This window comes from Lentisalinibacter sediminis, from assembly GCF_040706615.1.
Lineage (GTDB): Bacteria > Pseudomonadota > Gammaproteobacteria > Steroidobacterales > Woeseiaceae > Lentisalinibacter > Lentisalinibacter sediminis.
This window is the reverse complement of record NZ_JAPDRF010000003.1, coordinates 538,953-553,844: the sequence shown is the minus strand read 5'-3', so window position 1 is coordinate 553,844 and position 14,892 is coordinate 538,953. Positions and strand designations below refer to the sequence as shown.

Sequence of the window (14,892 nt, the reverse complement as noted above, 5' to 3'; positions counted from 1 at the left end):
CGGATATCCGGCCGGGGGGCCGGCCAGCAGGGGGGACCGGCACGCATTGCTCCGTGCGCGACAGAAACTCGGTAAGTACCGCATCGTCCGCTGCCTGTCGAAGGGGCCGCTCGCCAACGTGTATCAGGCCTACGACACGGTGCGCTCGGCTCATGTCGCGCTGAAGGTACCCCTGACCACGGCCAGGAGCCTCTCCGCCGTCGAGGATTTCCTGCACGAGGTGCGGATGGCCTCCAAGTTCGAGCATCCGAACATCCTGCCGGTCTACGACGCGGCATTCATCGGCGACCATTTCGTCATCTCCATGCCCCTCGGCACGGAGTCCCTGGCCGATCGCCTGGTCAGACGCATGTCCCAGAGCTTGCGGATGGACTTCGCCTCCCAGGCGCTGGCCGCGGTGGCTCACGCCCACGAGCACCGGGTCATCCACTGCGACATCAAGCCGGAGAATTTCATTATTTTCCCGGGTAATCGGTTGCGGCTGTCCGACTTCGGTTTCGCCAAACTGAACCTGCGTACCCTGAAGGCGTCGGGTTCCGGCACCATCGACTACATCGCTCCCGAGCAGGCCATGGGCAGACCGAAGTTCCAGTCCGACGTCTTCTCGCTGGGCCTGGTGCTCTACCAGCTGTTCTCCGGCCGTCTGCCGGAATGGCCTTTCGACTGGCCGCCGCCCGGTATCGAGCGGGCCCGCCAGCACGCCAGCGCCGATCTGCTGGAGGTGCTGCGCCGGGCCATGCAGGTGGACATCTCCGCGCGCACCCGCGACGCGGTGCAGATGCGCGCGGAGTTCGAGCGGGCGAGCAGCCGTGCGCGCCGCCAGCGCCGGCGCAGCAGCCCGAAGGTCGAAGGACCGGTCTGGAAACGGGTGCAGTGGCGGGAGTTCCAGAGCCGCTACCGCAAGGTGCTGGACACCCGCCATCAGTGCCGGCGCTGCGAGGGCCCGGTGGCCGAGGTCATGCAGGCCTGCCCCTGGTGCGGCGCCGACAACCCGGCCGCCGGCGAGACGCGCACGTTCCCGGCCCACTGCCCCCGCTGCGAGCGGGGTGTGAAACTCGACTGGGACTATTGCGCCTGGTGCTACGGGCCGGGCTTCGAGAAGGAGACCAACCGGCATTACAGCGACCGTCGCTACACGGCTCGCTGCGCCAACCAGCGCTGCGGCGGTCCGCTGATGCCCTTCATGCGCTACTGCCCCTGGTGCCGCGCCAAGGTAAAGCGCAAGTGGGCGCTGCCCGGCTCCGACCGGTGCTGCAGCTCTTGCGGCTGGGGCATCGCGGCGGAGTTCTGGAATTACTGTGCCTGGTGCCGGCAGCCGGTCTCCGGCCGGGCGCGGGGCCGGCGCCGCAAGAATGGCTGAGGCACAGGCGTGGGGCACCCCGGAAGAGCCCCTGGTACTGCCGGTGGAGGAGGACTCCGGCGAGGTGCTGACGGCGGCGGCGGCCGGCGGCGAGGCCGCGGCCTATTGCCGCCGCAGCCCGGACAAGGAGACCGGCAACGAGGACACGCTCGCCGTAATCCCGCTGGCCGAGGACACGGTCGTGCTCGCCGTCGCGGACGGGGCCGGCGGCCTGCCGGCCGGGCAGCGGGCCTCGCGCACGGCGATCCGCACCGTCATGGAGTCGCTGAAGGCGGTCAGCGACCCGTCGGTGATGCTGCGCACGGCTATCCTGAACGCCATGGAGGAGGCCAATGCGGCCGTGATGGCGCTGGCCAACGGATCGGCGACCACGCTGACCGTCGTCTCCGTGGAAGGACGTCTCGTGCGCCCGTACCACGTGGGCGACTCGGCGGCGCTGGTGACGGGACAGCGCGGCCGTCTGAAGATGCAGACCATCGCCCATACGCCGGTGGCCTTCGCCGTGGAGGCCGGTTTCCTCGACGAGGTGGAGGCGCTCTATCATGCCGAGCGCAACCTGGTGTTCAATTTCCTCGGCACCGCCGACATGCGCATCGAGGTGGGCGCCGAACTGGAGCTGGCCCCCCGGGATACGCTGCTGCTCGCGAGCGACGGCCTCACCGACAACCTCCACCTGGCCGAGATCGTGGAGATTGCGCGCAAGGGTCCGGTGGAGGAGACGCTGGCGCAGCTGGCCGACTATGCCCGCGAGCGCATGCTGACGCCGGAGGCGCCCACGCCGAGCAAGCCCGACGACCTCAGCATCATCCTGTTCCGCAAGCCCGGTGCGGAAGACGACGCCGCAGCGCCCGACGGAGATGCGGCAAACACGGCGGCCAAGGAGGAAGGTGACGACGATGCCGACGGATAGCGAACTGCCACGACCGCCGTGCCCCTGGATGACGGAGAGCCACGAGGAGTGGCGCCGCCAGGTACGCCGTTTCGTCGACGACAAGATCATGCCGTTCGTGGACGACTGGGAGGAGGCGGGCCGCATCCCGGAGTCCCTGTTCCACGACGCGGCGGAATTCGGCCTGCTGCAGGTCGGCTACCCGGAACGCTATGGCGGCGTCTCCGAGGGCATCGACGGCTTCCATCGCCTGATCGTCTCCGAGGAGCTGGCGCGCAGCGGGGCCGGCGGCGTCAACGCGAGCCTGATGGTGCACGGCATCGCCCTGCCGCCGCTGCTGGCGGGCGGTCCCGAGCCGCTGCGAGCGGCGGTCGCGCCGCGGGTGCTCGCCGGCGAGCAACACATGTCGCTGGCCATCACGGAGCCGGGCGGCGGCTCGGACGTCGCCGCCATCCGCACCCGTGCCGTCGTGGAGGGCGATCACTACGTGGTCGATGGCGAGAAGACCTTCATCACCGGCGGCATGCGGGCGGACTACTTCACCACCGCCGTGCGCACCGGCGAGGGCTCCGGCGGCATCTCGCTGCTGCTGATCCCGGCCGACAGCGAGGGCGTGAGCCGCACGGAACTCGACCGCAAGCAGGGCTGGTGGTCGTCCGATACCGCCACCGTCCATTTCGACGGGGTGCGCGTGCCACGGGACCATCTCATTGGCACCGAAGGCGCCGGGTTCTCCCTGATCATGAAGAACTTCAACGGCGAGCGGCTGGCGATGGCGGCCGGCGCCAACGCCTCGGCACGGGTCTGCGTCGAGGACGCGCTTGCCTGGGCCCGCCAGCGCCACACCTTCGGCCGGCGTCTCGCCGACCACCAGGTCATCCGCCACAAGCTGGTGGAGATGCTGCGGCAGGTGAATGCGACCCAGGCCTATCTCGAGCACTGCACCTGGCGCGTCGACCGGGGCGCGACCCCGGCGGCGGATCTGGCCATGCTGAAGGTGCAGGCCACGCTGACGATGGAGTTCTGCGCCCGGGAGGCGATGCAGATTCTCGGCGGCGCCGGTTATCTCCGCGGCAGCCGCATCGAGCGCATCTACCGGGAGGTGCGGGTCAACGCCATCGGCGGCGGGTCCGAGGAGATCATGCGCGACCTGGCCGCGCGTCAGCTCGGTCTCTGAGTCGCCAGCACCGTTGCGGGCAGCGTGAGGGTCACCTGCAGCCCGCCGTCTTCCCGGTTGCGGGCGACGATGCTGCCGGCATGCAGCTCGGTCACCCGCCGCGCGATGGCCAGCCCCAGTCCGGCGGTGCCCACCTTGTCGCCCCGGTAGAAGGGCTCGAACAGCAGGCCGAGTTCCTCGTCGGGTACGCCGCCGCCGTCGTCGGCGATGGTGACGGCCAGGCTTTCCGCTTCCCGGCTCAGCCGCACGTCGACACGCTGCTCGGCGTGGTGGGCCGCATTGCGCAGCACGTTCTCGACCGCGCTCGCCAGCGAGGTCCGCTGGGCGCGGACCAGGACGCCGGCCGGCGCCTCCAGCTCGATGCGCGGGCCGTCGTCGCCGCCCTCGAAGCGCGCGTCGCGGACCAGCTCGCGCAGCATCGCCGTCAAATCGAATTCTTCGCTGCGGGGGCCTCGCCCGGAATCGGCCCTGGCGAAGTCCATGATCTCGCCGATGAGCCAGTCGAGCCGGTCGGACTCCTTCTCGATGCGCGCCAGCGCCGGCAGCTCGCCGGCATCGCGCTGGGCGAGGCCGAGCGCGACCCGCATGCGCGCCAGTGGCGAGCGCAGTTCATGGGAGACGTTGCGCAGCAGCTCGCGCTGGGAACGCTGAGAGGCTTCCAGCTGTGCGGCCATGTTATTGAAGTCGCGCGCGAGGCTGCCGAGCTCATCGCGCCGCGACACGATGGGCGCGCCCACGCGGGTATCTAGGCTGCCGTCCGCCAGCGCCCGGGTGGCGTCACGCAGGCTCTTCACCGGTCGTGACAGGGTGCCGGCCAGCAGCCAGGCAACGCCCGCGCTGACCGCCAGCGCGAACAGCAGCAGCGTCACGCGCACGGGCAGATCGGGCAACAGGCGCAGGGCTGCGCCTGGACGGCGGAACAGGAACAGACTGTAGACGCGGTCGTCCGGGCCGATGATCTGGGGAATTGGCCGCGCCGGCCGGAAGTTCGGCGGCAGCGCGCGCGGTCTGTTCAGCTGTTCTGCCACGGCGCGCAGGCGCGCGAGTTCGGCCACCAGCACCTCGGGCAGAGGCCGACCCAGGATGTCGGTGCCGTCTTCCAGCAGGACGAACAGTCGCAGCTCCGCGGGCAGTCCGGCGCCGTCCTCCAGCCATTCCCGCAGTGCCCCGGGGCCGCCGCCGGAGAGTACCTGGGAGGCCTCGATATGCACCGCCCGCGGATCGAACTGCTGCCAGGCCTCGCGCCGCTGCTCCGCCACCTGCCAGACCACGAGGATGGCCGCCGCGAGCAGGACGCCGATGACCAGCCAGAAGCCGAGAAAGATGCGCAGGAACAGGCTAGGCATCCGGCTCGTCCGGGACCAGCGTGTAGCCCACCCCGCGGATGTTGCGAATGGGATTCTCCCCCCGCTCGTCGCCGGTCAGCTTGCCGCGCAGATTGCTGATATGGGTATCTACGCTGCGGTCCCAGGGCTGCAGCCGCCGGCCCAGCACCTCCCGGGAGATGGTCTCCTTGCTCACGACCTCGCCGGCGGCGGAGACCAGCAGCCCCAGCAACTGGAACTCGGTGCCGGTGAGCCGGAGCTCGCGACCGCCGCGGGTGGCCTGGCGGGTGCGCAGGTCGAGCGCAATGGAGCCGGCGCTCAAGCGGCCTGTCTCGGCGGCGGCGGGTCGCGTCCGCCGCAGCACGGCACGCAGGCGGGCGACCAGCTCGCGAGGGTTGAACGGCTTCGCCAGGTAGTCGTCCGCGCCGATCTCCAGGCCGACGATGCGGTCCACATCGTCGCCCCGCGCGGTGAGCATCAGCACGGGCGTGTCGCGCTCGGCACGGATGCGGCGCAGCACCTCGAAGCCGTTCATGCCCGGCATCATGACGTCCAGTATGATCAGGTCGAAGGTCGTGTCTTCCAGGCGCTCCAGCGCCTTCGGGCCGTCACCGGCCCAAAAGACGGCGAACCCCTCGGGTTCCAGATACTCCTGCAGCATGGTGGCGAGTTCTTCATCGTCGTCCACCAGCAACAGGCGTCCGTCGGCCTCGTCGCGGCCCGTGCTGTCGGCGGCTGCGCTGTTCATGGGCGTATGCTCCGCTGCCGGCGGCGAAGCTGCAAGACCGCAGTCACAGGCTTGACACTTCTTTGCACGGCCGTTGCGCAACTTTGCGCTGCAGGGCGTAGTCTGAGGGCGTGGCAGACAGGACTCGCCCCGACGGGAAAGGAGGCTGACATGAGAAGGACTATCATCGGTCGAGCCGTGCGGCGGAGCGCTGCGGCGCTGGTGGCGCTGTTTCTCGCCGGAGTCTCTCTCGCCGTTGCCGGGCCTCCCGTCGGCGGCCCTCATGGCGGCCCGGATCCAGCGCGCATGCTCGCACACATGTCGGCGGAACTGGACCTCAGCGCCGAGCAGCAGGAGGCGGTCCGCGAGGCCCTGGCCTCCCGACGCCACGAGATCCGTACACTGCACGAGCAGTTGCGCGCCAATCACCTGGAATTGCGCAACCTCGACCCCGCCGACCCGAATTATCAGACGCTCGCGAATTCGCTGGCCCAGCGCCAGGGCGAGCTGACCGGCCGGATGGCACTGCTGCGCAGCGAGACCCATGCCGAGGTCATGGCGGCACTGAACGAGGACCAGCAGGCGCGGCTTACCGAGATGCGGACCGAACGCATGGCGCGCATGGACGAGCGCCGGCAAAAAATGCAGCATCGCCTGCGCCAGCGCCCGTCTGCGCCCCGCGGCGCAGGCGCCGGCGAGGGCCGCGGAGCCGGTCCGGAAGCGAACGAATCAGGCGCGAAGGAGGACGAGGTCCTCTGACCCTCCGCCGTCCCGGGCGGGCGCGCCCGGGACGGCCCCTTCTTCTCCCCGCCCTGCCGATCTGCCTGCCCGCCGTGCCCGGCCCGGGTCGCCGGCACCCCGCCGGCATTGAATACAGGGTCCCGTCTGTGGCAAATAGGACTCAGGGAACTCTGTGGCGGCTTTCGGCCTCGAAAGCTATCAGGGCGGTCGTTCTGTTGCGGCGAGTGCGGCGAGCGACCCGGCGTCCGCCGCAGGCCCGCCTGGACGGGCAATCAAGAGGGAGACATGAGCAGCACGCGACACCTGACCCCACGAGCGGCCAGACTTCTGGTCCTCGGTCTTTGCGCGGCCGGCCTCACGCTGGGCGGCTGCGCCTCGACCTCCATGAGCAGCAGCTCCGGCAGCCCCAGCAGCAGCTCCGGCAGCCCGAGCTCGAGCACGGGCAGCCCGAGCAGTGGCTCCGCGGGGTCGCCTGCCGGTTCGACGAGCGGCTCGCCCTCCGGTTCGACGGGCAGCAGCTCCGCCGGCGGTTCTCCCGACGCTTCACCCGGCGGATCGCCGAGCGGATCCACGGGCGGCATGCCCGGGGGGATGCCCGGCAGCGAAGGCAGCCAGTCGGGCCAGATGCCCGGGGGCACGTCGGGTGGTATGCCCGGCGGCGACGCGTCCGGTGGTGCGTCCGGCGGCACGTCGGGCGACGCGGCCGGCGGCCAGGACGGGCAGGGCGGTACCGGCGCGGAGGGCGGCACTGCGACTACCGGCGAGGGTGGCGCCTACGGCACCGTGGGTTCCGTGGGCGAGCGCGAACCGGGCCCCGGGGGCATGACCGACGTACCCGGGGGCAGCGGCGGCCAGGGCTCCCTGGACGACGAGTTCGAGCGCTCCCTCGGCGACTTCGACGACTCGCTGCTCGAGGAGCAGCAGAAGGTGGCAGAGGTGAGCCGCGATACAGGCGCCTTCGAGAACGGCGGCGGCAGCCAGGGCGGCGGCGTCGGACTCGGCGAGCAGGCGGGCGAAGCCGGAGAGGGCTCTGGCGGTACGGTCGGCGTCGTGAACAATTCCGCGGGCGGTGCCGGCGGCAGCATGCGCCAGGAACCCGGCTCGGTGGATCAGCTCACCAAGGAGCAGATCGGCGAGCGCACCCCCGGAGACATTCCGTCGGGGGTGGACGACGACATCGTCGCCAAGCAGCTGCGTGAGGCCGCGCTGGCCGAGGAAGACCCGGAGCTCCGGGAGCGCCTCTGGGACGAATACCGTTCCTACAAGGGGCTGTGATGAACCGACGCGAATCGAGCAGCCATGCCGCATAGCCCAGCAACCGTTGTCTGCCGCGCGGCCATCCTGCTGCTGGCCGGCTCCATGCTGGCGGGCTGCAGCGTCGCGCGCGTCGAAAGTGCCGGTGAGGACATCGACCTGACCCGTGCCGCGGTCGAGATACCGGAGGCGCGCCTGCTGGACGTCGGCGTCATCGAGTTCGCGCCCGGTATCGAGGAGGACAACGAACCGGAGGAGACCGGCGTCTATCCGGAGATTCGCCGGGCGGAGGCCCGCTACTTCGCCTACCACCTGAAGAACACCCTGCAGCGCACCGGTTACTGGGGTGCGGTGCGGGTGCTGCCGAGCCGGGAGGTGTATACCGACCTCTACGTCACCGGCAAGATTCGCGAGTCCGACGGCCATACGGTGGAGCTGGAGGTGGTTGCCTTCGACGCCACGGGCCGGGAATGGATGGACAAGCGCTACAAGGCGCGCATGGTGGGCGCGGACTACGCGCAGAGCCGGGACCGCCGCAACGACCCGTACCAGAACGTCTACAACGAGATCGCGAACGATCTGAAGGTGCTGCTGGACGAAGTCTCCGCGGAGGAAGTCGGCCGCATACGCCGTGTCGCCGAATTGCGCTTCATGGAGGACGTCGCGCCCAGGGTATACGAGGACTATCTCGCCGAGACCGACCGCGGCCGCTACGAGATTCGCCGCCTGCCGGCCGAGAACGATCCCATGCTGCGCCGGCTGCGCCAGGTGCGTGAGCGGGACAACCTGTTCGTCGACACTCTCAACGAGCATTACGCGAACTTCTACTACGGTATCGCCATCCCCTACGAAGGCTGGCGCAAGGCCGCCCGCGAGCAGGCGGTGACCTACCGGGAGATGCGCAGGTCCGCCCTCATCCGCGGTCTGGCGGGCATCGTCGTGGTGGCCGGCGCGGCCAGCATGAACACGGACAGCGACAGCGGCACCGCGCGGCGCACGAAGCGTGCGCTGCAGTCTTTCGCAATCCACGGCGGGCTCGAGGTGATCGGTTCGGCATTCCGACGTAATGCCGAAGCCAGGCTGCACAAGGAGTCGATCCGTGAGCTGGCGGACTCGTTCAACTCCGAGGCTGCGCCGATGGTGGTGACGGTGAAAGGCCAGACGCGGCGGCTCACCGGCACGGCCGAGGCCCAGTACGAGCAATGGCGCCGCCTCCTGCACGAGATCTACGAGGCGGAGACCGGGTTCCCCGAAGACTTCCAGGTAGGCGCTCCCTCGCGCGAAGTATCGTCCAGAGAATCGTCGCCCGGTCCGTCCGGCTGAGACGGCCGCCCGGAACGACACTCATCCCGCCGCATCGATGATGGAGTTGCATCCCGGACTGCGACTGCTGGACCGCTACGAGCTGCGCCGCCGCCTGGGCGCCGGCGGCACGGCCGAGGTGTGGCTCGCCCACGATCACCGGGCGGGCTCCGCCGTCGCGCTGCGGCTGCTGTCCGACGCGCTCTGCAGCGATCCGGCGCAGCGCGAGCGCTTCGAAGCCGGCTGGCGCCAAATCCGCGCCCTGAACCATCCCCACATCGTCAGGGTCTTCGAGTTCCACGCGGAGCCGCGGCCGTTCTACGGCATGGAGTACGTCGACGGCTCCGATATCGCTGCCTTCGCCGACCGGCCGCCGTCGGAGTGGCTGCGCGGGATCGCCAGCGTGGCTGCGGCGCTTGTATACGCCCACAACCGCCACCTCCCCCACGGCGACATTACGGCGCGCAACGTGTTGGTGGATTCCGTCGGGCGCACGGTGCTGAGCGATTTCGCCGGTTCCGCCGGCGCGGGCGGTACCGCCGCTGCGCTCAGCCCGGAGCGGGGCGCCGACGGGCCGCCGTCGACCGCCGACGATATTCATGCCCTCGGTGTGCTGATCTTCGAGCTCTGGCATGGCCGCGCGCCGGACGAGCCCGGCCCGCGCTGGCCGGACCGGGACGACTTCGAAGTGGCCGGCCTGCGCGACCTGGCGGAGGCCATGCTGGCCGAGGCGGGGGCGCGGCCCGACGCGGAGACGGTCGTGGATGCCCTCGGCAGCCTCGGCATCTCGGCCGGTCTGCTGCCGCGGGAACAGGCTCGCGCGCGGGCGGTGAGGCCGTCACCGGCCCGGCCCCTGGAAGACGAGCCGACGGAAGCGGTGGCGCCGCGCCGCCGGGCTGCCGCCGCGCCGGCGGCCACGCCCGCGCGCCGGCAGGGTGTGCCGGCCGTCGCCGTCGGGGCTGCGCTGGTAGTGCTGCTGGCGGCGGCGATCTGGGTGGTGGCCTTCCTGCCGGAGCGGATCGAGGAGCGGCGCGGTGAGCAGGAGCCGGCAGCCGTCGAATCCGCACAGACGGCCGCCGAGTCGCCGGAGGGGGATGAAGACAGAGGCGATGAGGAGGCCGTGCGGTTCTCCGAGAATCTGGTGGACGATGCGGCCCGGGACGAAGTGGTGCAGGCCAGGAACCGGGCCGACCGCGCGCTGGGCGAGCTGCTGACCAAGCTGGAGGTGCTGGAGCTGCGCGGCGTGGAACGCTGGGGCGGCGAGGACTACGCGGCCGCACGCGCCGCCTACGAGCAGGGCGACCAGGCCTATCTCGCGAAGGATTACCGGCGCGCCGAGGCGCTGTACCGGGAAGCCAGTGCCGGGCTCGACGGCCTGACTGCGCGTATCGACAGCGAATTCGAGCGCGCGCTGGCCGCCGGCGAGGCCGCCCTGGAGGCCGAGGACGTGACGACGGCGCGCCGCCAGTTCGAGCTGGCACTCGCCATTACCCCGGACAACGAGGCTGCCGAGCGGGGCCTCGCCCGCGCCGAGACGCTGCTGGAGGTCATCGGCCTCACCGACGCGGCCGAGGCACTGGAGCGGCGCGGGGAGCTGAGCGCGGCGGCAGAGCGATACCGGGCGGCAACCGACCTGGACCCCTACTACGCACGGGCCTCGTCCGGGCTGGAGCGCGTGCGCGCCGCGCTGGAACGGCGCCGCTTCGAGGAGCGCATGACCGCCGCTTTCGAGGCGCTGCAGGCCGAGCGCTTCGATGCGGCGCGGCAGGCATTCGAGGCCGCCCGCGAGATGCGGCCTGCTTCGCAGGAGCCCCGGGACGGACTACTGCAGGTGGAACAGGCGGTGCGGCTGCGGACCATCGAGCGCCTGACCGCCGAGGCGGAGCGCGAGGAGGCCGCCGAGGACTGGCAGGCAGCGCTGGCCACCTGGGGCGAAATCCTGGAACAGGATGCGAATCTGGATTTCGCGCGCGAGGGCCGCGTCCGTGCCCGCCGGCGTCTGGCCCTGGATCGCCAGCTCGAGGGCTGGATCGCAAACCCGGACCAGCTGAGCGAGCCGGCTACGCTGCGCCGCGCCTCCACGTTGCTCACGGAGCTCGCGAAGATGGACGGCGGCCCGCGGCTCGCGAGCCAGCGGCGTGAACTCGCCCGGTTGCTGAAGCGGGCGGCGACGCCCCTGGAGGTGGAGTTCGTCTCCGATGGCGAGACCGAGGTCACCGTATTCCGGGTCGGCCGGCTGGGCACCTTCGAGCGGCGGGAGCTTGAACTCCGGCCGGGCACCTATACAGTCATGGGCTCCCGGGTCGGTTACCGGGACGTGCGCATCGACTTCCGGGTGGCCCCGGAGATCGAACTCGAGCCGATCGTGGTCCGCTGCGAGGAACCCATTTGAGCCTGAAGATCATCGTCGTCAGCGAAGTCGGCGAACGCGAATACGATGCCTCAGACCTGCCGCTGCGCATCGCCACGGCGCCGGGTAGCCAGATCCCGGTGCCCGGTCCGGCGGCCGCGCTGCCGCTGGCCGTCGTCGACGTGCTGGACGGTGCGCCCTTCGTCCAGCCGGGCGGCGCCGAGGGCAGGGTCGAGGTCAACGGCGAGTCGTTGTCCGCCGCCCGGCGTCTGCGCGACGGTGACGAGATCGACGCCTACGGCACGCGCATTCGCGTGACCCTCGAGAAAGGTGTGCTGCGGCTCGAGCTGGCGCTGGAGGAGAGCCGCTACGTCACGGCCCCGCCTGTCGTCGAGGAGGGGGAGGCGGCGCAGGATGCGGAGGAGATCGCACCGATCGCCTACCGGCGGCGGGAGATCGAGCAGCAGCAGGCCGAGGCGCGCCGCGGCGTTCCCTGGTACGGGTGGGTCGGTGCCGCGATGGCGGTGCTCGCGGCGATGGCGTGGCTGCTGTTCACCTCCACCTCGGTGCGGCTGGAGACCGTCCCCGCCGAACCGGGCAGCGTCCAGGTCAGCGGCGGCTGGTTCCGTCTGCCGCTCGGCGAGCGCTACCTGTTGCGTCCCGGGGTATACACCGTGACCCTGGAGAGCGCGGGCTATCACCCGCTGGAGCGGCGTTTCGAGGTGGGCGACGAGGACAGCCTGACGCTGGAGCTCGAGCAGGAGCGCATGCCCGGCCGGCTGGTGGTGGACTCCGCGCCGGTCGCCGGCGCCGCAGTGTGGATCGACGGCGAGGAGGTCGGCAGGACGCCGCTGCCGGCACGGCTGCTCGAGCCCGGCGAGTACCGCGTGGAGGTGTTCGCCGAGCGCTACCTGCCCTGGCAGGCGCGGCTCGAGGTGCCCGGCCTGGACCGAATGCAGCGGCTGACCGTCCAGCTGGTGCCCGCGTTCGCACCAGTGACCGTCAACTCCCGGCCTGCCGGCGCCACCATCCTGGCGGGCGACGAGCCTCTCGGCGAGACGCCGGCCACGGTGGAACTGCCGGAGGGCCGCAACGAGATCTCCCTGGTGCTGGAAGGCTACAAGCCCTGGGAGGGCCGCGTCACGGCCTTCGCCGACACACCCATGACCCTGCCGACCGTCGAGCTGCAGAGGGCTGACGGAATGCTCCGCGTCATCAGCGATCCGGCGGGAGCCAACGTGACGGTGGACGGCCGCTACCGGGGACAGACCCCCGTGCGCATCTCGCTGGCGCCGGGACGTCGCTATACCGTGGGCCTGTCCAAGGCCGGCTATCGAGCCTACAGCCGCAACGTGGTGCTGGAGGCTGCGCAGGGCGAGACGCTGCGGGTGGACCTGACCGCGCGCATTGGCGAGGTACGATTCTCCGTGACTCCCGGCGATGCGGAGATCCTGGTGGACGGGCGTTCCGTGGGGCGGGGGGATACCCGGCTGGAACTGCCCGCGGAGCCCCAGGCGATCGAGGTGCGCCGTCAGGGGTACGAGACCTGGCAGGGCGAGGTGACGCCACGGCCCGGTTTCCCGCAGACCGTGAACATCCGGCTGCGTACGCTGGAAGAGGCGAGGCTCGCTTCCATCCCGCAGCGGATCACCACATCCCAGGGCGCTGCGCTGCGCTACGTCACACCCGGCGAGTTCATGATGGGCGCCTCGCGCCGCGAGCCGGGCCGGCGCGCCAACGAGAACCTGCGCAGGGTCCGCATTACCCGGCCCTTCTATATCGGCATCAACGAGGTCACCAACCGGGAGTTCCTGGCCTTCCGGGAGGCCCACGACTCGGGCGCGGACACGCATCCCGCGCTGGCCGGCGACAACAATCCGGTGGCCAGCGTCAGTTGGCAGGACGCGGCCGCGTTCTGCAACTGGCTGAGCAAGAAGGAAGCGCTCACGCCGGTGTACGAGGAGAGATTCGGCAAGCTGGTGCCCATCCGGCCCCTGCCGGACGGCTACCGCCTGCCCACCGAGGCCGAGTGGGCCTGGGCCGCGCGCTACCAGGGCGGCGCCGGCGAACTGAAATACCCCTGGGGCCAGGAGATGCCGCCGCCGGAGGAGTCGGGCAATTACGCCGATCAGGCCGCGAAGGAGATCGTGCCGACCGTGCTGCCGCGCTACAACGACGGCTTCGCCTCCACGGCTCCGGTGGGCACGTTCCCGGCCAGCGCGCTGGGCCTGTACGATACCGGCGGCAACGTGGCCGAGTGGACTAACGACCACTACGCTGTCTACACCGGCCCGGCCGGCGACGTGGCGGTCGACCCGCTCGGCCCGGACAGCGCTACGCACTGGGTCATACGCGGCTCGAGCTGGCAGCACTCGGGCATCACCCAGCTCCGACTGAGTTTCCGCGACTTCGGCACGGATCCGCGCACGGACGTCGGTTTCCGGCTGGTGCGCAACGCGCCGGAGTGAGGGCGGCGGAATAATTCGGCGTCCGCGCTGTCATACTCGAGGGTTCCGGGACATTGGAATCGGGAGATATGCCGAGGAATTCGACGATGGCATCGACGTTCGCAGGTCAGGCCGCCTCCATGGCACTGGTCGTGGCCGCAGCAGTGGCAGTAAGCGCCACCGTGCCGCTCGTGGCAGGATCGTGGTCCGGCGCCGTCGCGCTGGCGCAGGAGAGCGGCACGGCCGAGGGCGATGCCACGGCATCTGCAGGGGACGGCGAGGATGACGCGGCCGGCACCACCAGCGGCAATGGCGCCGACGGTGAAGTCACCGCCGGTGATGCGGACGACGGCCTGACGGAAGAAGAGGAACGGCTCGCCGAGATCGTCGGTGCGGACGAGCAGGGTGCGAGCGGCGACTACGAACAGGACGAGGACGACGACTTCGTGCCCACGCAGGAGGTTTCCTCGGATCAGTCAGTGAATTTCCCCGTGGATATCTGAGGGACCCATGCAGAAGAAGAACATCCCCTTCGAGTTCGTCTATCAGCTGTTCGCGCTGATCATCGTGATCATCGTCGTGCATACCTTCTATGTCTCGGTGGTGCGCCCGAACGCGGCTGAGGTGATCGTCGAGCAGAACCGGCTGGTGGAGGAAAATCCGGATTACGTCCGCGAGCGCTCCGTGTGGGTGCTGATCAAGGACTTCGAGCAGGAGGCCTGTTTCATCCTGATGTTCTGGGCGCTGGCCATCATGGGTTACAAGTCGGTGCGCATCCTGCGCGAGCGCTCCCTGCTGGAGCAGGAGCTGGTGCCGGTGGCCGAGGGCATGCGGGTGCTGCCGGAGGATACCCGCGAGTACGCCCGCCAGATCCAGGCGCTGGACGACAACCAGCGACGCATGCTGCTGCCGCGCGCGCTGCTGAATGCTCTGCAGCGCTTCAACTCCACCCACAACGTGCAGGATGTCGCCTCCAGCACCCATACCATCTGCGAGTCCGAGGCCGAGCGACTCGATTCCGAGCTGGCGATGATCCGCTACATCTCCTGGGCCATCCCGTCCATCGGCTTCATCGGTACGGTGCGCGGCATCGGCGAGGCGCTCGCCCAGGCCGACCGGGCCGTAGAGGGCGACATCGCCGGCGTCACCCAGAGCCTGGGTGTCGCATTCAACTCCACCTTCATCGCGCTGCTGCTGTCCATCGTGCTGATGTTCCTGGTCCACCAGGTGCAGCTGTTCCAGGAGCGGCTCGTCTTCGATACCGAGAGCTACGTGGACCAGCAGCTGATCCGGCACATGAAGTCCGACTGACGGAGACGG

13 protein-coding genes are annotated in these 14,892 nt (G+C 70.2%); 10 read left to right on the top strand and 3 right to left on the bottom strand.

The genetic code is table 11. From position 1 onward, the window contains the following. Positions 1–46: 46 nt before the first annotated feature. The 3 genes from ACJMKX_RS07425 to ACJMKX_RS07415 are packed head-to-tail and all read left to right on the top strand — an operon-like array spanning position 47 to position 3,426. The gene (locus ACJMKX_RS07425; protein WP_405223200.1) at positions 47–1,360 is read left to right on the top strand and encodes a protein kinase domain-containing protein; all 1,314 of its coding nucleotides are present in this window, start codon (positions 47–49) and stop codon (positions 1,358–1,360) included. Next, a complete protein-coding gene (locus ACJMKX_RS07420) occupies positions 1,353–2,270 on the top strand; it encodes a PP2C family protein-serine/threonine phosphatase (RefSeq protein ID WP_405223197.1) in 918 nt (305 codons plus the stop codon). The genes ACJMKX_RS07425 and ACJMKX_RS07420 overlap by 8 nt, the downstream gene beginning before the upstream one ends. After that, positions 2,257–3,426 carry an acyl-CoA dehydrogenase family protein gene (locus tag ACJMKX_RS07415; protein WP_405223194.1) on the top strand — a complete coding sequence of 390 codons (1,170 nt, stop codon included), beginning with the start codon at positions 2,257–2,259 and terminating at the stop codon, positions 3,424–3,426. Before ACJMKX_RS07420 ends, ACJMKX_RS07415 begins: the two co-directional genes overlap by 14 nt. Here the strand turns inward: ACJMKX_RS07415 and ACJMKX_RS07410 are convergent. Both ACJMKX_RS07410 and ACJMKX_RS07405 read right to left on the bottom strand, forming a co-directional pair. After that, positions 3,411–4,772, bottom strand: coding sequence for a HAMP domain-containing sensor histidine kinase (locus ACJMKX_RS07410; protein ID WP_405223191.1), 1,362 nt, complete (start codon positions 4,770–4,772; stop codon positions 3,411–3,413). The genes ACJMKX_RS07415 and ACJMKX_RS07410 overlap by 16 nt on opposite strands. After that, entirely contained in the window at positions 4,765–5,499 is a 735-nt protein-coding gene (locus ACJMKX_RS07405; RefSeq protein ID WP_405223188.1) for a response regulator transcription factor, read from the bottom strand. The genes ACJMKX_RS07410 and ACJMKX_RS07405 overlap by 8 nt, the downstream gene beginning before the upstream one ends. A gap of 150 nt (positions 5,500–5,649) precedes the next feature. On the opposite strand from ACJMKX_RS07405, the gene ACJMKX_RS07400 reads away from it, so the two are divergent. Beyond that, positions 5,650–6,237, top strand: coding sequence for a Spy/CpxP family protein refolding chaperone (locus tag ACJMKX_RS07400; RefSeq protein WP_405223186.1), 588 nt, complete (start codon positions 5,650–5,652; stop codon positions 6,235–6,237). A 254-nt stretch (positions 6,238–6,491) separates the two neighbouring features. On the opposite strand, the gene ACJMKX_RS07395 is transcribed toward ACJMKX_RS07400, so the two are convergent. Further along, positions 6,492–6,857 carry a hypothetical protein gene (locus ACJMKX_RS07395; RefSeq protein ID WP_405223184.1) on the bottom strand — a complete coding sequence of 122 codons (366 nt, stop codon included), beginning with the start codon at positions 6,855–6,857 and terminating at the stop codon, positions 6,492–6,494. On the opposite strand from ACJMKX_RS07395, the gene ACJMKX_RS07390 reads away from it, so the two are divergent. From ACJMKX_RS07390 to ACJMKX_RS07365, 6 genes are all read left to right on the top strand, one after another. Further along, positions 6,844–7,494 carry a hypothetical protein gene (locus ACJMKX_RS07390; protein WP_405223181.1) on the top strand — a complete coding sequence of 217 codons (651 nt, stop codon included), beginning with the start codon at positions 6,844–6,846 and terminating at the stop codon, positions 7,492–7,494. The genes ACJMKX_RS07395 and ACJMKX_RS07390 overlap by 14 nt on opposite strands. A 24-nt stretch (positions 7,495–7,518) precedes the next feature. Next, positions 7,519–8,796 (top strand): hypothetical protein, encoded by a 1,278-nt coding sequence (locus tag ACJMKX_RS07385; RefSeq protein ID WP_405223179.1) that lies wholly within the window; start codon positions 7,519–7,521, stop codon positions 8,794–8,796. A gap of 37 nt (positions 8,797–8,833) precedes the next feature. Then, a complete protein-coding gene (locus ACJMKX_RS07380; protein WP_405223176.1) occupies positions 8,834–11,167 on the top strand; it encodes a serine/threonine protein kinase in 2,334 nt (777 codons plus the stop codon). Further along, on the top strand, positions 11,164–13,593 hold the full coding sequence (locus tag ACJMKX_RS07375) for a PEGA domain-containing protein (RefSeq protein WP_405223173.1): 2,430 nt from the start codon (positions 11,164–11,166) through the stop codon (positions 13,591–13,593). The genes ACJMKX_RS07380 and ACJMKX_RS07375 overlap by 4 nt, the downstream gene beginning before the upstream one ends. 86 nt (positions 13,594–13,679) lie before the next feature. Further along, positions 13,680–14,075 (top strand): hypothetical protein, encoded by a 396-nt coding sequence (locus ACJMKX_RS07370; RefSeq protein ID WP_405223170.1) that lies wholly within the window; start codon positions 13,680–13,682, stop codon positions 14,073–14,075. Positions 14,076–14,082: 7 nt separating this feature from the next. Next, positions 14,083–14,883, top strand: a complete 801-nt coding sequence (locus tag ACJMKX_RS07365; RefSeq protein ID WP_405223168.1) for a MotA/TolQ/ExbB proton channel family protein — start codon at positions 14,083–14,085, stop codon at positions 14,881–14,883. Positions 14,884–14,892 lie beyond the last annotated feature (9 nt).